Source organism: Microcella sp. (genome assembly GCF_033763155.1).
GTDB lineage: Bacteria > Actinomycetota > Actinomycetes > Actinomycetales > Microbacteriaceae > Microcella.
Genome location: NZ_JANRKZ010000088.1, coordinates 1 through 16,207, shown reverse-complemented (window position 1 = coordinate 16,207; position 16,207 = coordinate 1). Strand labels below are relative to the sequence as shown.

Here is a 16,207-nt window from a genome sequence, read left to right as displayed (position 1 = left end):
CTGCGGTTCTTGTTGTCGGTCAAACACTCGATGAGCAGCGCGAGTCCGCCCGGGCCATAGCCCTCGTACATGATCGTCTGGTTGTCGATCGACTCTCCCGTGAGTCCGGCACCACGCTTGATGGCACGCTCGATGTTGTCGTTCGGAACCGACGTCTTCTTGGCCTTCTGCACCGCGTCGACGAGCGTCGGGTTGCCGCTCAAGTCGGCGCCACCGATCTTGGCCGCGACCTCGATGTTCTTGATGAGCTTGGCGAACGACTTGGCACGGCGCGCGTCGATGACGGCTTTCTTGTGCTTGGTCGTTGCCCACTTGGAATGGCCAGACATGGGGCTCCTTGCGAGACAGACGGACCGTGACAGTTTAGGGCAGGGCGTCGAGGCGAATTCCGGCGCGGCGCAGCTCGAGAGCCGCGAGCGCACGCAGAACCGAAGGATCGTGCGACCGCCAGGCGGCGGCAGGGTCAGGATGCACCGCAACGAGCTTCTCGAGCGGCGCATGCGCCACGGCGCGTGCGGCGAGCGTGTCGGCCGTCATGCCGCCCGCGAGCATCCGTCGTAGAGCGCTCGAGCGCCGCACGAACCGCAGCCGCGGCATCACCCACAGCAGAGTCAGCACCAGCAAAGGGATCATGGCAACCGTGAGTCCGGCGCTCACCGCGACAAACTCGACGAACTGCTGTTGCCCGCGCCCGGCTTCGGCCACAGCTGCACCGGCACCAGCGGCCGCATCGAACGGTGCACGAATTCCGTCACCGATTAGGGGCACGTCGCCGAGAGCATCGGCCGCACCGCTGAGCCCATTCTGAAAATCGAGCCCCGCGGCTTCGAGGTCGCGCCCAAAGCTGCCCAGGGTGCGAATAGCAGCCGTGACTGCTGTGGCGATCGCGATCACGACGATGACAGCGACAACACCGATCACATCGGCGATGATCTGTCGAGTGCGCGCTGCCGGGTAGTCCGAGTAGAGGCTCATGCCTCCATGGTCTCAGCAGTTTCGATCAGGATGCCGCGGCGACGTGCCCGAGAAAGCGCTCGTGGAATCGGCGCTCGCCCGAAACCTCGGGGTGAAACGACGTGCCGAGCAGTCGACCGTGCTCAACCGCGACGATGCGACCGTCGTCGAGGCGAGCGAGCACCTGAACGTCGGGACCAACCTCGTCCACGACCGGTGCCCGAATAAACACCGCGTGCACGGGGGGTTCGCCGAGCACGGGTACCTCCAGCTCCGTCTCGAACGAATCGAGCTGATTTCCGAAGGCGTTGCGTCGAACCGCGACATCGAGCCCGCCGAGCGTCTGCTGCCCGTCAATGCCATCGTGCACACGGTCAGCGAGCATGATCAGGCCAGCGCACGTGCCATACACCGGCATGCCGGCGCGAATGCGCGCCCGCAACGGTTCTTGCAATGCGAACAAGCGGCTGAGCTTGTCCATGACGCTCGACTCACCCCCGGGAATCACGAGCCCGGCAACCTCGTCGAGCTGCGCCGGAGTACGCACCTCGCGCACATCCGCGCCCAATTCACGCAACACGGCGACGTGCTCGCGCACGTCGCCCTGCAGCGCAAAGACTCCGACGGGCGGAAGCGAATTACCAGCCACGCTCGGCAAGACGGTGCGGAGCAGGGAGGTCGGCGACGTTGATGCCGACCATGGCCTCGCCCAGACCGCGTGAGGCCTCGGCAATAATCGCCGGGTCGTTGTAGCCGGCTGTGGCCTTGACGATGGCGGCCGCACGGGCCGCCGGGTTGCCCGACTTGAAGATGCCCGAGCCGACGAACACACCGTCAGCGCCGAGCTGCATCATGAGCGCGGCGTCGGCAGGAGTAGCCACGCCACCCGCGGTGAAAAGCACCACGGGAAGCTTGCCAGTCTGCGCGACCTCGGCAACGAGCTCGTAGGGCGCCTGCAGCTCTTTCGCCGCGACGTACCACTCGTCAGGGGTCTTGGCCGAGAGAGCCCGAATCTCGCCGAGGATCGTGCGAATGTGCTTCGTGGCTTCGGAAACATCGCCCGTGCCGGCCTCGCCCTTCGAGCGAATCATGGCCGCACCCTCGGTGATGCGACGCAGGGCCTCACCGAGGTTGGTGGCACCGCACACGAACGGAACGGTGAAGGGCCATTTGTCGATGTGGTTGACATAGTCAGCGGGGCTCAGCACCTCCGACTCATCGATGTAGTCGACACCGAGCGACTGCAATACCTGCGCCTCGACGAAGTGTCCGATGCGGGCCTTCGCCATGACCGGAATAGACACGCTCGCGATGATGTCGTCGATGAGATCGGGGTCACTCATGCGAGCAACGCCGCCCTGCGCACGAATGTCGGCCGGAACACGCTCGAGCGCCATGACGGCGACGGCTCCCGCGTCTTCGGCGATGCGGGCCTGCTCGGCGTTGATGACGTCCATGATGACGCCACCCTTGAGCATTTCGGCGAGTCCGCGCTTGACGCGGCTCGTGCCCTGCACGCTCGTCGTCGTGGTCTCGGTCATGATCTATCGGCCCTTTCTGGCACGGTGCCCGCGCAAACGCGCGAGAGTTTCATGGGATTTGGCGGCGCGCGCCAGTCTACTGGGGCGAGCCTGAGGGCCAGGCGCGAGCGATTTCATCGCGCACCTCTCCCAAGAGCCGAGGAACGGCCTTGGTGCCCGCCACGATCGGAAAGAAGTTCGAGTCGAGCGCCCAGCGCGGCACGATGTGCTGGTGCAAGTGGGCCGCAATTCCAGCGCCGGCAATGCGCCCCTGGTTCATTCCGATGTTGAATCCCTGACACCCCGAGGTCGCCGTCAGCACGCGCATCGCGGTCTGGGTCAGGGCTGCGATCTCGCCCACTTCCTCTGCGGTCGCCTCGTCATACAGCGCAACATGGCGGTAGGGACACACGAGCAGATGTCCACTGTTGTACGGGTAGAGATTCAGGAGCACATAGGCGTGGGTGCCGCGCGCGACGATGAGGGCTTGCTCGTCATCCAGTTCAGGCGCTCGGCAGAAGGGGCACGCGTCGTCGTCGGGCTGCTGGCCGTTCTCGATGTAGACGAGGCGGTGGGGGGTCCAGAGCCGCTGGAAAGCATCCGGAACCGCCGCGAAATCGGCAGAGCGCTCTGCGGACACGCCGTCGATGGCGGCCGCCTCGTCTCGATCGATCATGAACGGATGCTCGCTACAGCTCAGCCGAACGACTCGCGATCGCGCCCGTAATGCGCGCGACCGCCTCAGCCACGGGCACCCCGTTGACCTGCGTACCGTCGCGGAACCTAAAGCTCACGGCACCGTTCGCCACATCGTCCGCACCTGCGATGAGCAAGTAGGGAACCTTGTGCGTCGTGTGAGTGCGAATCTTCTTCTGCATACGGTCGTCGGAGTGGTCGACGTGCGCGCGCACGCCCGCTGCCCGCAACTCGCCGATCACGCCCTCGAGATAGTCGGCGTAGTCTTCGGCGACCGGGATGCCGACGACCTGTTCGGGCGCGAGCCACGCCGGGAAGGCCCCCGCGTAGTGCTCGAGCAAGATCGCAAAGAACCGCTCAATCGAGCCGAGCAACGCTCGGTGGATCATGATCGGCTGCTGACGGGTTCCGTCAGACGCGGTGTATTCGAGGTCAAACCGCTCGGGCTGGTTGAAGTCGAGCTGCACCGTCGAGAGCTGCCAGGTGCGACCGATCGCGTCGCGCGCCTGCACCGAGATCTTCGGGCCGTAGAAGGCGGCTCCGCCCGGGTCGGGCACGAGTTCGAGGCCCGAGTCGACGGCGACCTCACGCAGGGTCTCGGTGGCCTGTTCCCACAGCTCGTCGCTGCCCACCGACTTCTCGGGGTTGCGCGTTGAGAGCTCGAGGTAGAAGTCATCAAGGCCATAGCCGCGCAGGGTCTCGAGCACAAACTCGAGCTGTCGGGCGACCTCGTCGCGCACTTGGTCGGGCGTGACGTAGATGTGGGCGTCATCTTGCGTCAAGCCCCGCACTCGCGTGAGGCCCGAGAGCGTGCCGCTCTTCTCGTAGCGATAGACCGTGCCGAACTCGGCCAAGCGCAGCGGCAACTCACGGTAGCTGCGACCACGCGCCCGGAAGATCAGGTTGTGGAACGGGCAGTTCATGGGCTTGAGGTAGTAGTCCTGCCCCTGCTTGGTGATGGTGCCCTCAGCGTCACGCTCTTCGTCGAGGTGCATCGCCGGAAACATGCCCTCCTCGTACCACTGCAAGTGGCCACTCGTCTCGAAGAGCTGACCCTTGGTGATGTGCGGCGAGTACACGAGTTCATAGCCGTTGGCGAGCAAACGCTCGCGCATGTAGCTCTCGATCTCGGCGCGGATGATGCCGCCCTTGGGGTGGAAGACCGCGAGGCCCGATCCGATCTCGTCAGGAAAGCTGAAGAGGTCGAGCTCGACGCCGAGCTTGCGGTGGTCGCGTTTGGCGGCCTCTTCGAGGCGACCGAGGTGCTCGCGCAGGGCATCCTTCGACGGCCATGCCGTTCCGTAGATGCGCTGCAGCTGAGGGTTCTTCTCGCTCCCCCGCCAATACGCGGCGGCCACGCGCATGAGCGACCAGCCATTGCCGATCATGCGCGTGTTGGGCAGGTGCGGGCCGCGGCACAGGTCTTTCCAGTAGACCTCGCCCGTCTTGCCGTCGATGTTCTCGTAGATCGTGAGCTCGCCGGCGCCGACCTCAACGCTCTCGCCGTCGGCGCCATCGGCCGCCGAGCCCTTGAGCCCGATGAGTTCGAGCTTGTAGGGCTCAGCCGCGAGCTCGGCGCGGGCCTCGTCGTCGGTCACGACACGGCGCACGAAACGCTGGCCCTGCCGAATAATGCGGTCCATCGCCTTGCTCAGCGCCGAGAGGTCGTCGGTCGTGAACGGAGTCGCCACGTCGAAGTCGTAGTAGAAGCCATCGGTGATGGGCGGGCCAATTCCGAGCTTCGCCTCAGGGTTGATCGACTGCACAGCCTGCGCGAGCACGTGGGCAGCCGAGTGCCGCAAGATCGCGAGTCCGTCGGGCGAGTCAATCGTCACGGGCTCGGCAACGTCACCGGGCTGGAGCCGGTGCGCAAGGTCACGCAACTCGCCAGCGACTCGCATGGCCACCACCGAGCGATCGGTGAAGATGCCGAAGCCGTCGGTGGCCTCCGTCACGTCGACGGCCAGCGGGGCAGTCGGGTGGGCGGGCTGGTCTGCCGCGACGTCGGTCACGCGTGCTCCTTGGGGGTTTCGAGAAAACACACGGGCGATTCGCGCCCGTTACCAGCCCAACTCTACTGGCGGGCTCTGAGTGCTCGGGCGACCGCGAGCACCACAGCGCCGTCTGCTAACTCACGACGAGCGCGATGGCATCGGCGACCGACTGCATCCACACCACGACGACGTCGCGATTGAGAGCGGCTGCCCAGGCGATCGCGATTTGGAGCATCGCCACGAGGTCGACGAGCACATTGGTGAGCGGCGTGCGCGCTGCAGGAATCAACGTGATGGCCAGCAAGGTCAGCAGAGTGAAGGCAATGCCCGCGGCTGCCGGGTGGAACGCCCCCAGCACGAATGACACGGCGAGCATGACGGCAACAATCGTCGAGACCGGGATGGCCGCCGGTCGCCGCACGATCGCCGCCACCAACCACGCGCTCGCGACCGGGGCGAGCAGGAGCCAGCCCGTGGCGGTTCCCGCGCCGTCGGAAAGCGCGCCCAGTGCGTCGGGAATGCCCCCCACGACGCGCGCGACGTCGTTCACTGGCCAGAGCACTCCAAAAAAGAGCACGTTGAGAAACATCATCGTCGCGAAAGCGCCCAGCGTCGGAAAGGCGAGAACGAGCATGTTCGCCGCACGAAGCCCGCGCGTTGACGAGCGACCGTGACGCAAGAACGGTGATGCCACGACGGCCACGAGGGCGTAGAGAATGCCGGTCGGGTCACTCAATGCCGCGAGCATGAGCAGAATGCCCGCGCGGAAACCGGACTCTGTGTTGCCCCAGTTCACGAACCGCACGACGTCGGCCAGGGCAAGACCCAAGAACGTGATGGCAAGAAAACCCTGGAAATTCTCGAGGGCGAAGTAGACAAACAACGGGTTCGCCGCGAGAGCGAAGATCAAGATCACGCCGGTCGAGCGCGGTATCGCTCGTTGAGCAATGATCTCGGCCACTTTCTGCAGAAGGAACCCGGCGGCGATCGCTCCCATGATGCTCAGGCCGAGGCGGCCAAAAGGATTACTCGCCGCGATGAACGTCGAGATGTGTGGGTACAGCAGGGCCAGCCACTCGGCATCGCCTCGCGTCCAGTCGATGGCAGCGACGTCATCCATGAGGTGCGCGTTCGGTGACGTCGTCGGGCGCGGAACAGCGTCTAACAGCAGAGCGAGCACCACGAGCGGTGTCGCGAGGCCGAGGCGCAGCATCCATCGCGCGATCGGGTCACGAGGGAAGTGGTCGAGCCGAGTGCGAGGTGCTGCGCGATTGCGGCGATCGCGCTTCAGCTCCGGTGCCGAATCAGTCGTGCTGGACATGCGTCGTGAGTCCGTGTTCGGTCTTCTCCCAATAGTGCGGCTTGGTGAGCAACTGCCAGAGGCCCTTATAAGCAGCAATCGAGTGCAACAACCAGTAGACCGGGTTCAACAGGGCCCACAAGACCAGATGGAAGGTTCCGCGCTTGTAAGGGCCCATCATCGACAGGTAGATCATGATGACGTTGCCAAAGACGAAGTTCAGCAGGGTGAGCCACAAGAGCCAGACCGGAAACAGCTGCGTGAGCGCCCCGACCGGCACGAACACCGTGAACAGGGTCACCAGATAGAACGGGATGACACCGAGAAATGTCGCTGGTGTGCCCGCGATCAGCAACACGAAGCTTACAAAACGCCTCAGGCCAATCTGTCGGATAAGAGCGAGCGGCTGGCGAGCGTGCACGAGGGTCGTCTGCATATAGCCCTTGATCCACCGCGACCGTTGCCGAATGAAGTTGGGGATCGAAGTGTTCGCTTCTTCCATCGTCGTGGAGTTGATAACTCCCACGCGATAGCCGAGAGCACTCGCGCGAATGCCGAGGTCAGCGTCTTCCGTGACGTTGTACGGGTCCCACCCGCCGAGCTCGACCAGCGCTGACGTACGGAAGTGGTTCGAGGTTCCGCCCAGCGGAATCGGGAGGTCACCGAGATCAAGGCCCGCCAACATGTAGTCGAACCAGTAGCTGTACTCGAGCGTGAACATGCGCGTCAGGGCATTCTCGCGATCGTTGAAGTAGTTCAACGAGGCCTGCACACACACCGTCTCATCGCCGCCCCGACGGAAGGCGACAACCGCTTTCTTGAGCTGATCCGGATCGGGCGTGTCTTCCGCGTCGTAAATGACGAGAAAGTCCCCCGTGGCGAAGAACAGTCCGACATTGCACGCGCGCGGTTTGGTCTGCGGCTGCCCTTTCGGAATCGTGACGATGCGGAAGTGCGGGGGCGGATTCGAGGTGAGAACGGCATCCCGAGTCTCGTGATCTTCTTCCTCAATGAGGATGAGCACCTCAAGTTTCTCGGTCGGGTAGTCAAGCCCGCCGAGGTTGCGAATGAGTTGTCCCACGATGTTCGCTTCGCGGAAAACCGGGACGAGCACGGTGTAGCGGGGCAGATCACGGTCGTCAAGCGCATGCACTTGAGCCTTCGTGATGCGCTCAACCACGTCATAGCGCGCCCCGCGCATCGCGACGAGAAACTTGAAGCTCGTTCCCGCCAAGAAGACGATGCTCATGGTCGCGAGAGCGACGATCGCCGTCTCGACGGGCCAAACGATGGCCGCGACCACGAACACGGCGGCCGCGATCGCTCCGATGATCTTCTGCCCGCGGCTGAACGTGATGCGGGCCGACATGGCGGGATTCTGACGCCACAGCTCATTAGCGGCCTCGTCGGCAATCTCGGCACGAAATAACCGCAGGCACGCGTTCTTGATGTCCCACGAGGTCGTGGCGACGAATTGCAGCTCGCCACCACCGAGCAGTGAACGGATGCGCTCAACGCGCTCCGGGGCGACACCGCGGGCGGTGGCAACAATGATCGTTCCGGCAGCATTGCGCCGCAGCGGCAACCAGTTCTCGGCAATGTATCGCTGGCCCGAAACCCGGCGCACGAGTTCGTCATCAAACGTGACCGCGGCCAGGTCGATCGGATGAATGCCCCACGAGTGAGCCTCGGCAAGAAGCAGGGTCTCGGAATCGAGCAAGCCCTGGCTGATGAGCACCTGGTCGATGTGGGCGCCCGTGCGGTGCTTCACCTGCCGCGCGTAGGCGAGGTTCTCGGGCGTCACGAGCTTGGCGTCGAGCAACAACTGCGCAAAAGCTTCGCTGTCGGTCACGCCGAGCTTCGATGTCCCTCCCCCCAGAGCCATGCGTCAAGCCTAGGCAACAAAAGCTGAGGATTCTCTCCCCCATACGGGGTGAAGTCTTTGCTACAGCGGTCGCGAGGTCGCTGGTTCGAGAGAAATGGTGGTGGGCGATACTGGGATCGAACCAGCGCGAGCGCTACAGCGCTCGCGAGGTCGCTGGTTCGAGAGAAATGGTGGTGGGCGATACTGGGATCGAACCAGTGACCTCTTCCGTGTCAGGGAAGCGCGCTACCGCTGCGCCAATCGCCCATTCGCATGGGGTACTACCGGTGGTGCTGTGAGGTGGCGACGGGATTCGAACCCGTGTGCACGGCTTTGCAGGCCGCTGCCTCGCCTCTCGGCCACGCCACCGTGGGCAATAGCCCACCTCACAGAGGGCCATTACTCGAGCGGATGACGAGATTCGAACTCGCGACCCTCACCTTGGCAAGGTGATGCGCTACCACTGCGCCACATCCGCATTTCGCTCCCGTAACCGGGTGCAGTGAGACTCTAGCCCACGATTTCGGTCTGGGCCAAACCGACCCGCCATGCCGCGTCATAGAGGCCCGCTCTGTTCAGAAGCGCCCCCCGGTTTGTGGCAAGATAGGGGCGCACGGGCGATTGGCGCAGTTGGTAGCGCGCTTCCTTCACACGGAAGAGGTCATCAGTTCGAGTCTGGTATCGCCCACCATTTCACCCCTCTTTACTCGGCCGCCGTTCGACGTATTCGAACCGTTGTGCGGGCTATCAGGCCGTTCTGCGGCGCCGCGAAACGCCGAAGGGCGCTACTCCCTGTCGGAAGTAGCGCCCCGGTTCCCGCGAACGGGAGGTGTAGCAGTGTGCTTACTTGGCGTCGAGAACGTAGCCCGCTTCGCCGTGCACGATCGGGTCAATGCCCGCGATCTCGTCTTCTTCGGTCACGCGGAAGCCGATGGTCTTCTCGATCGCGAAGCCGATGATGAAGGCAACGACGAACGAGTAGATCATGACCGCGAAGGCCGCGATCGCCTGAACGAGCAGCTGCGTGGCGTCACCACCGGTGAAGAGGCCAACGCCGTTCGCGAAGAAGCCCAGGTACAGGGTTCCGATGAGACCACCGACGAGGTGGATGCCCACAACGTCGAGCGAGTCGTCGAAGCCGAGCTTGAACTTCAGGTCGACAGCGAGGGCGCAGAGCGCACCAGCGAGAAGACCCAGCAGGATCGCCCAGCCCGGGGTCAGGTTCGCGCACGCGGGGGTGATCGCAACGAGACCGGCAACGGCACCCGACGCGGCACCAATCGAGGTCGGCTTGCCGTCCTTGATCTTCTCCACGATAAGCCATGCGAGAAGCGCAGCCGCAGGAGCCGCAATCGTGTTCACGAAAGCAACAGCAGCGAGGCCGTCGGCAGCGAGCTCCGAGCCGGCGTTGAAACCGAACCATCCGAACCACAGGAGACCCGCGCCGAGGAGCACGAACGGCGGGTTGTGAGGCACGTGGGCGCCCTTGGCGAAGCCAACGCGCTTGCCAAGAACAAGAGCGAGAGCGAGAGCGGCGGCTCCAGCGTTGATGTGAACCGCGGTGCCACCAGCGAAGTCGATCGCGCCAGCGCCCAGCCAGTCTTCAAGACCGTTCGTGATCCAGCCGCCGTACGAGAAGATGCCCGCCTCGGGGTCGTACGACTCGGTGCCCTCAACGTTCAGACCGAAGTTGAAGACCCAGCTCGCAACCGGGAAGTAGACGAGCGTCGCCCACAGACCCGCGAAGATCATCCACGAACCGAACTTCGCGCGGTCAGCGATGGCACCCGAGATGAGCGCCACGGTGATGATCGCGAAGGTCGCCTGGAATGCGACAAAAGCGAGCGTGGGGTATGCCGCGGCAGGAGCAGCCGCATCGGCCACCGCCGCGTCGAGGAACAGGTTGCTCGCGTCAAAGAGCCACGGCGAAGGCGCGGTGCCCCCGATGGTCGGGAACGCGATGGCGTAGCCATACACAACCCACAGAACGCCGATGAGGCCAATAGCTCCGAAGCTCAGCATCATCATGCTGATGACGCTCTTGGCCTTGACGAGTCCTCCGTAGAAGAACGCAAGTCCGGGAGTCATCAGCAGCACGAGCGCTGCGCAGATGAGGAGGAAGGCAGTATTGCCCTGATCCATGTCAAACCTCTCTTATGGTGGCAAAGGGACCGCCCGACTCGAGGACTCAGGTTCGGGACATGACTCCCCCGGCGAGTCCGGGCACATGCCCAGTGTTGGCTGAGGAGGTTTCGGCAGGTGTGTCGCCATGTTTCTCGGGTGTTACACCCGCAGCCCGCAGGTAAACATCGCGTTTCGTGGATGCTCGAATCGCCTAGGAGCTGACCCTGTCGTCACCGTAGACGTCCGGAATGCCGTCGCCGTCAGCGTCGACCTGCTCGTCAGCAAGCTGACGCTTGTAGTGACGGTTGCGGGAGCCCAACAGGGCAACCGCCAAGAGGGCGGCAATCAGCGAGCCCAGCAAGATTCCCACTTTGCCGACATCATCGAGAGGCGTTCCGAGCCCAAAGCTGAGTTCGCTGATCAAGAGCGAGACGGTGAATCCCATGCCGGCGAGCAGTGCAAGCCCGATGAGGTCGATCCAGCGCACGCCGCGCGGCAGCGAGACGCCCGGCAGTCGAGTGATGAGCCAGGTGGCCACGGTGATGCCGACCGTCTTTCCGACCACGAGGCCGAGCATGATGCCGATGGCGACCGGGCTCGTGACGGCATCCACCAGTCCGTTCCAGCCCCCCACCGCGACGCCCGCCGAGAAGAAGGCAAACACCGGAACGGCGACGCCCGCGCTCAAAGGGCGGTAGCGGTGCTCAAACAATTCGGCGAGACCCATGCGGGTACCGAGTCCGTCGTCGTCGCCGCCCCGGGCGCGCACCGGAATCGCGAACGCGAGCAGTACGCCCGCGACCGTCGCGTGAACACCCGACTCATACATGAAAAACCACACGAGCAGGCCAATCGGCATGAGGATGAACCACGCCGCCGTCTCGCGAACCCGGAAGAACTCTTGGAAGCGCTGGGCGATGACCGCATAAACCGCGAGCCCCACGAATGATGCGATGAGGTAGGCCGGCGCGAGATCAGTCGTGTAGAAAAACGCGATGATCGTGATCGCGATGAGGTCGTCGACCACCGCGAGCGTCAACAAGAACGTGCGCAGAGCGAGAGGCAACGACGTGCCCACCACCGCGAGCACGGCGAGAGCGAACGCGATATCGGTCGCGACCGGGATGGCCCACCCGCGTTGCACATCAGCACCCGCGTCGAGCGTGACCACGACGTAGATGATCGCGGGAAGCGTGACGCCGCCCACCGCAGCAACCACCGGCACGAGGGCCTTACGCGGGTCACGCAGTTCGCCGGCAATGAACTCGCGCTTCAGCTCGAGGCCCGCGAGAAAGAAGAAAATCGCAAGCAGGCCGTCGGCCGCGATGTGGCCGACCGAAATCTTCCAGCTCGCGTCGCCAAACCCGATAGTGAGGTAGGTGTCACGCAGCCCGAAGTAGGCCTCACCCCAGCCGGAGTTCGCGATGATGAGCGCGAGAACCGTCGCCGTGAGCAGCAAGATTCCGCCAACGGTTTCGCGGCGCAAGATGCGTTCGATCCACAACGACTCGCGATAGCGGCGTTGCGCGCTGGTCAGCGGAGCGGAGGTCGAAACAGGCTGCGGCGACTCGGTCATGAGGCCTTTCGGGGTCATGATCTGCGGCTCGACGAGCCCAGACTCAGCAATCAGCGATCCGCCGAGTTCTCTCAACGGGCCGACCAGACTTCCCGGCGCTCCGCTGTCGAGTCTACGCGGTGGTGAGCGCGATCATGCGGGAGGTCGCTCGCAGATACTTCTTGCGGTATCCACCACTCAGCATGTCGTCGGGAAACACCTGATCGAGCGGCACCCCCGTGGCGTGGATGCGCACTTGAGCGTCATAGAGCCGGTCGACGAGAGCGACCAGCCGGAGGGCAACCGTCTGATTCGACAGCACCTCGACGTCGGTAAGCCCGATGGCATCGAGGCCACGAATGAGTCCGACATAGCGACTTGGATGCACGGTGGCCAGATGCGCCAACACGTCAGCAAAACGGTCGACCGTCACCGCCCCGGTCTCGGCCGCGATGCGAGCCGCGAACTCTTCGTTCGTGAGCGTGACGGCGTGGCCCTCGATGTCGCGCTTTCGGTAGTCTTCGCCGTCGATGCGCACGGTCGTGAAGCGATCGGCGAGAGCGTTGATCTCGCGCAAGAAGTCTTGAGCGGCAAACCGCCCTTCGCCCAGCGCGTGCGGCGGAGTGTTCGAGGTTGCCGCGATGCGCGTGCCGCTCGCGACAAGCTCGCCGAGTAGCCGCGACATCACCATGGTGTCGCCCGGGTCGTCGAGTTCGAACTCGTCAATCGCGATGAGGGTCGCGCCGCGAAAATGGGCGACGGCCTCGCGGTATCCGAGAGCACCCACGATGGCGGTGTATTCGATGAAGGTGCCGAAGTAGGTGCGGCCGCGCGTGCGGTGCCAGAGCGCGGCGAGCAAGTGGGTCTTGCCGACGCCAAAGCCGCCGTCGAGATAGATGCCTGGCTTAGCCACGGGTGCCGACGACCGGCGAGAAAACAGGCCTCGCGCAGGCGCATCGGCCTCTCCCGCGAACGCGCGCATGGCCTCGACCGCCTCGGCCTGGGAGGGGTATCGCGGGTCGGGGACGTAATTCTCAAGACTCGCGCTCGCGAACTGAGGAGGCGGGACGAGGTGACCGACCAATTCGGCGGCGGTCATGCCCGGCTGCCGATCGGTCAGCCGCGCCGCAGTCGTGCCAGGGTGCACCGTCATGTTCGCTCTCAGGCTTGGTGCACTCACGGGCAATCTCGTGACGCCCAACCGGAGTGCAGGTCATGAGTTGTGGGCGGTGGTCTCTAGTTTACCGGGGCACAGATGCACGAACGCCGTGACGCTAGCGTTGATGGCGTGACCGACCTTCCCGCCTCGCTCGCCGAGATTCGCGACGACTTTCTCTCGTTCGGCGAGGCCGACCGGCTGCAACTGCTGCTCGAGTTTTCGAACGAGTTGCCCGCGGTGGCAGACACGTATCGCGAGCATCCCGAACTGCTTGAACGCGTCGAGGAGTGCCAGTCTCCTGTGTACGTCATCGCCGACGTTTCACCCGCCGGTCGCGTTGAGGTGCACGTGACGGCCCCGGCGGAAGCGCCCACGACACGTGGATTCGCCTCGATCATTGCCCACGGTTTGAGTGGCCTCGACGCCGCCGACGTTCTCGCGGTTCCCGACGACTTCGCGCTCATGCTGGGGCTCAGCGGCGCCGTGAGCCCGCTGCGACTGAACGGCATGTCGGGCATGCTGTGGCGCGTCAAACGCCAGGTTCGCGCGAAGATGGCCACATGATCATGCGCCGCGTCGTTCCAGGCTCGGGCGGCGAGCTCGATCTCGACGCTCCGGATACCCGCTCAACGCTGCTCGCGTGGTACGCGCCGCACTCCCCCGAGTACGTTCGGCTCAACCTTGTCTCGACACTCGACGGTCACGCCACCGGGCCCGACGGCACCTCGGAGTCGCTCACGTCGCGCGCCGACCGCATGATTCTCGGGGCCATTCGCGAACTCGCCGATGTCGTCGTTGTGGGTGCCGAGACGGTTCGCCGCGAAGGCCTCGGCCGACCACGTCGCGCGGCATTGGCGATCGTGACCGCCAGCGGTGACCTCGCCGGACACCGGCTCGATGATCACGACGATCGAACGACACCCGTCATCGTTGTCACGACGGCCGCGGGAGCCGAGCAGGCAGCCGCGACCGCCCCCTCGGCGACGGTGTGGGTTCTCGACTCGGCACCCACGTCACGCATCGACCCCGCGGTCATCGTGCACGAGCTGCGTCGTCAGGGGTTCACCGGCATTGTCGTCGAAGGGGGCCCGACCCTGGCGGGGCAGTTCATGCGCGCGGGTCTCGTTGACGAGGTCTGCCTGACGGTCATGCCGCGACTCGGCGGATCCTCTGTGCCGGTTCTGGCCGACGAGACGGCAGTCATGAGGTCGCTGACGGTGACCCAATTGCTCGTGGACGACTCGGGCGCGCAGTTCGGCCGGTGGTCGTTGCGCTAGTGCCGTGCGGAGATCGAAGCCCCTGCTCGTCAAGCCACACACGAATCGCGCGGTTCCATCGGTCGGGGTCGAAGTTCCAGAGTTTGGTGTGCCGCGCAACCGTGAAGCGCTCGATCCGCACGACATCGGGACGAGCGGCGGCAAGTGCCACGCTGCCATCACTCGGCACATACCCGTCGTCGTCGCTGTGCAGCAGCAACATGGGGATGCTCAACTCGGCCGCGCGCGCCACGATGTCAAGGCGCTCGAAGTCGATGGGCTGAGCAAGTCCGACCCAGCGGGCCGCACGCTCTGACGACAGCATCGCGAGTGCCGCATCCCGCACCGCCGGCGGCAGGCCGGTTTCAGCGGCTTGAAACCGCAGCACCGAGATCCAGTCGACCACGGGAGATTCGAGAACAACCCCGTTGACGTGCGCTGCGAGCGGCGAACGCGTGATGCACTGCAAGACGGTCGCGCCACCCATCGACCACCCCATGAGCACGATGCGCTGTGCTCCGTGCTCGCGGACGTAGGTGATCGCCGCATGCACATCGCGCCACTCTTCATCACCCAGTGCATAGCGGCCGTCGTGGCTCGCGGGGGCGTCGCCGTCGTTGCGATAGCTGATCAGCAGGCAGTGATGGCCTGCCTCTCGAAAGACCTCGACAGCCCGCAAGCCTTCGGCGCGCGTCACGCCGCGACCGTGCACCGCGATCATCCAGTCGTCGCTGTCGGCGGCGGGCGGGATGTGCCACGCGGGGGCGACTCCCACCGGGGTCTCGATGCCGACGTCAGAGAACGGCACGCTCAGGTCGGCTGGCGTGAGAAACCACCATCCGGCCCATCGCCCATGGGATGCCCGCTGCAGGTCACCCCGTTGCACGCTGTCAAGCCGCCGCAACACCGAGCGCTCGTCCGACTCGAGCACCTCGCCCACCCGTGCGTGCCCGCGATCGCCGTCGAACCACATGCTGTAGCGCCCATTGACGACCGTGTCTGCCGTGCGGCTCAGCAGCACCGTGTGCGATGCGAGGTCTACCCCAAGAATCTCGATGTCATAGGTGCGGCGACGAGGCGGCGTGACGACATTGCGCGCAACTGCCACCGCGACGGCGGCGGCGCCCAGAAGGGATGCCCCGGCCGCGACGACCGCGAGGGCAGTCGCGCGTGCGGCCCAGCGGCGACCGCTCGTCACGAAACGCCCCGAACAGGGCACGATGTCACCACGGCGAGTCTCACGCACCGAACCTAGCAAGTGCACCTATCCTGCACACGTGTCTCACGCCACGGCCGACGAGCCGACGCCGCAGGCCGTCTTCGACGCCATCGTGGCCTCGGTTGAGCACGTTGCCCTGCGTGATGAGCTTCAGGTGTCGACGATTCCCGCTCCCAGCGGCATAGCGCCCTTCTCCTATGCGCTCGCGGCCGACGTGAATCCGGCGCGTCACGCCGACGATTCCGACCTGGGAACCGGTCGCCTCATCATCTTGTTCGACCCGTCTGCGCCCGAAGGGTGGGGCGGCACCGTGCGCGTGATTTGCTACGCACAGGCTCCCCTCGAAACCGAGATCGGTCTCGATCCCTTTGTGGCCGACGTCGCCTGGTCGTGGCTCGTCGATGCACTCGCCGCGCGAGGTGCCCGCTACACCGCGGCAAGTGGTACCGCCACGAAAGTCTTGTCGACCGGCTATGGCGAGTTGGCGAGCCAGGGCAGCGGGGCGCAGATCGAGCTTCGCGCGTCATGGACTCCGCTGGAGAACGACCTCACCGCTCACGTCGAGG

Annotated in this window: 15 protein-coding genes and 4 tRNA genes; 4 read left to right on the top strand and 15 right to left on the bottom strand. The window is 64.8% G+C overall.

Annotated elements, in window-relative coordinates:
* The 11 genes from SFU54_RS04145 to SFU54_RS04095 all read right to left on the bottom strand — a co-directional run.
* The coding region (locus SFU54_RS04145; protein WP_319015040.1) for a YebC/PmpR family DNA-binding transcriptional regulator at positions 1 to 329 on the bottom strand (329 nt) is incomplete at its 3' end.
* A gap of 34 nt (positions 330 to 363) precedes the next feature.
* Positions 364 to 975 (bottom strand): hypothetical protein, encoded by a 612-nt coding sequence (locus SFU54_RS04140; RefSeq protein WP_319015039.1) that lies wholly within the window; start codon positions 973 to 975, stop codon positions 364 to 366.
* 25 nt (positions 976 to 1,000) lie between these two features.
* Positions 1,001 to 1,603, bottom strand: coding sequence for a pyridoxal 5'-phosphate synthase glutaminase subunit PdxT (pdxT, locus tag SFU54_RS04135; RefSeq protein ID WP_319015038.1), 603 nt, complete (start codon positions 1,601 to 1,603; stop codon positions 1,001 to 1,003).
* Positions 1,593 to 2,495, bottom strand: coding sequence for a pyridoxal 5'-phosphate synthase lyase subunit PdxS (gene pdxS / locus SFU54_RS04130; protein WP_319015037.1), 903 nt, complete (start codon positions 2,493 to 2,495; stop codon positions 1,593 to 1,595). Before pdxS ends, pdxT begins: the two co-directional genes overlap by 11 nt.
* 76 nt (positions 2,496 to 2,571) lie before the next feature.
* Positions 2,572 to 3,150 (bottom strand): HIT domain-containing protein, encoded by a 579-nt coding sequence (locus SFU54_RS04125; protein WP_319015036.1) that lies wholly within the window; start codon positions 3,148 to 3,150, stop codon positions 2,572 to 2,574.
* Between the two features lie 13 nt (positions 3,151 to 3,163).
* A complete protein-coding gene (gene thrS, locus SFU54_RS04120) occupies positions 3,164 to 5,071 on the bottom strand; it encodes a threonine--tRNA ligase (protein ID WP_319015042.1) in 1,908 nt (635 codons plus the stop codon).
* Between the two features lie 226 nt (positions 5,072 to 5,297).
* Entirely contained in the window at positions 5,298 to 6,485 is a 1,188-nt protein-coding gene (locus tag SFU54_RS04115; RefSeq protein WP_319015035.1) for a hypothetical protein, read from the bottom strand.
* Complete coding sequence (locus SFU54_RS04110; protein WP_319015034.1) at positions 6,469 to 8,349, bottom strand: glycosyltransferase family 2 protein; 1,881 nt, start codon at positions 8,347 to 8,349, stop codon at positions 6,469 to 6,471. The genes SFU54_RS04115 and SFU54_RS04110 overlap by 17 nt, the downstream gene beginning before the upstream one ends.
* Positions 8,350 to 8,520: 171 nt before the next feature.
* Positions 8,521 to 8,595 (bottom strand) — tRNA-Val (locus tag SFU54_RS04105).
* Between the two features lie 31 nt (positions 8,596 to 8,626).
* Positions 8,627 to 8,697 (bottom strand) — tRNA-Cys (locus SFU54_RS04100).
* Positions 8,698 to 8,734: 37 nt separating this feature from the next.
* Positions 8,735 to 8,806 (bottom strand) — tRNA-Gly (locus SFU54_RS04095).
* Positions 8,807 to 8,943: 137 nt separating this feature from the next.
* On the opposite strand from SFU54_RS04095, the gene SFU54_RS04090 reads away from it, so the two are divergent.
* Positions 8,944 to 9,019: transfer RNA gene (locus SFU54_RS04090), tRNA-Val, on the top strand.
* 152 nt (positions 9,020 to 9,171) lie between these two features.
* Here the strand turns inward: SFU54_RS04090 and SFU54_RS04085 are convergent.
* From SFU54_RS04085 to zapE, 3 genes are all read right to left on the bottom strand, one after another.
* On the bottom strand, positions 9,172 to 10,470 hold the full coding sequence (locus tag SFU54_RS04085) for an ammonium transporter (protein ID WP_319015033.1): 1,299 nt from the start codon (positions 10,468 to 10,470) through the stop codon (positions 9,172 to 9,174).
* A gap of 193 nt (positions 10,471 to 10,663) precedes the next feature.
* On the bottom strand, positions 10,664 to 12,028 hold the full coding sequence (gene nhaA, locus SFU54_RS04080; protein WP_413466562.1) for a Na+/H+ antiporter NhaA: 1,365 nt from the start codon (positions 12,026 to 12,028) through the stop codon (positions 10,664 to 10,666).
* A 112-nt stretch (positions 12,029 to 12,140) separates the two neighbouring features.
* Complete coding sequence (zapE, locus tag SFU54_RS04075; RefSeq protein ID WP_319015031.1) at positions 12,141 to 13,160, bottom strand: cell division protein ZapE; 1,020 nt, start codon at positions 13,158 to 13,160, stop codon at positions 12,141 to 12,143.
* A gap of 135 nt (positions 13,161 to 13,295) precedes the next feature.
* On the opposite strand from zapE, the gene SFU54_RS04070 reads away from it, so the two are divergent.
* On the top strand, positions 13,296 to 13,730 hold the full coding sequence (locus SFU54_RS04070; protein ID WP_319015030.1) for a SufE family protein: 435 nt from the start codon (positions 13,296 to 13,298) through the stop codon (positions 13,728 to 13,730).
* Positions 13,727 to 14,443 (top strand): dihydrofolate reductase family protein, encoded by a 717-nt coding sequence (locus SFU54_RS04065; protein ID WP_319015029.1) that lies wholly within the window; start codon positions 13,727 to 13,729, stop codon positions 14,441 to 14,443. The genes SFU54_RS04070 and SFU54_RS04065 overlap by 4 nt, the downstream gene beginning before the upstream one ends.
* Here the strand turns inward: SFU54_RS04065 and SFU54_RS04060 are convergent.
* On the bottom strand, positions 14,367 to 15,620 hold the full coding sequence (locus SFU54_RS04060) for an alpha/beta hydrolase family protein (protein ID WP_319015028.1): 1,254 nt from the start codon (positions 15,618 to 15,620) through the stop codon (positions 14,367 to 14,369). The two genes, SFU54_RS04065 and SFU54_RS04060, sit on opposite strands and share 77 nt — an antisense overlap.
* A gap of 130 nt (positions 15,621 to 15,750) precedes the next feature.
* On the opposite strand from SFU54_RS04060, the gene SFU54_RS04055 reads away from it, so the two are divergent.
* On the top strand, positions 15,751 to 16,207 hold a 457-nt coding region (locus SFU54_RS04055; RefSeq protein WP_319015041.1), incomplete at its 3' end, for a DUF3000 domain-containing protein.

Bases quoted from the DNA above. Each gene is read 5' to 3' on its own strand.
- SFU54_RS04140 (WP_319015039.1), bottom strand. From the start codon at position 975: ATGAGCCTCTACTCGGACTACCCGGCAGCGCGCACTCGACAGATCATC.
- pdxS (WP_319015037.1), bottom strand. From the start codon at position 2,495: ATGACCGAGACCACGACGACGAGCGTGCAGGGCACGAGCCGCGTCAAG.
- SFU54_RS04125 (WP_319015036.1), bottom strand. From the start codon at position 3,150: ATGATCGATCGAGACGAGGCGGCCGCCATCGACGGCGTGTCCGCAGAG.
- thrS (WP_319015042.1), bottom strand. From the start codon at position 5,071: ATGCGAGTCGCTGGCGAGTTGCGTGACCTTGCGCACCGGCTCCAGCCC.
- SFU54_RS04115 (WP_319015035.1), bottom strand. From the start codon at position 6,485: ATGTCCAGCACGACTGATTCGGCACCGGAGCTGAAGCGCGATCGCCGC.
- SFU54_RS04110 (WP_319015034.1), bottom strand. From the start codon at position 8,349: ATGGCTCTGGGGGGAGGGACATCGAAGCTCGGCGTGACCGACAGCGAA.
- SFU54_RS04085 (WP_319015033.1), bottom strand. From the start codon at position 10,470: ATGGATCAGGGCAATACTGCCTTCCTCCTCATCTGCGCAGCGCTCGTG.
- nhaA (WP_413466562.1), bottom strand. From the start codon at position 12,028: ATGACCGAGTCGCCGCAGCCTGTTTCGACCTCCGCTCCGCTGACCAGC.
- zapE (WP_319015031.1), bottom strand. From the start codon at position 13,160: ATGACGGTGCACCCTGGCACGACTGCGGCGCGGCTGACCGATCGGCAG.
- SFU54_RS04065 (WP_319015029.1), top strand. From the start codon at position 13,727: ATGATCATGCGCCGCGTCGTTCCAGGCTCGGGCGGCGAGCTCGATCTC.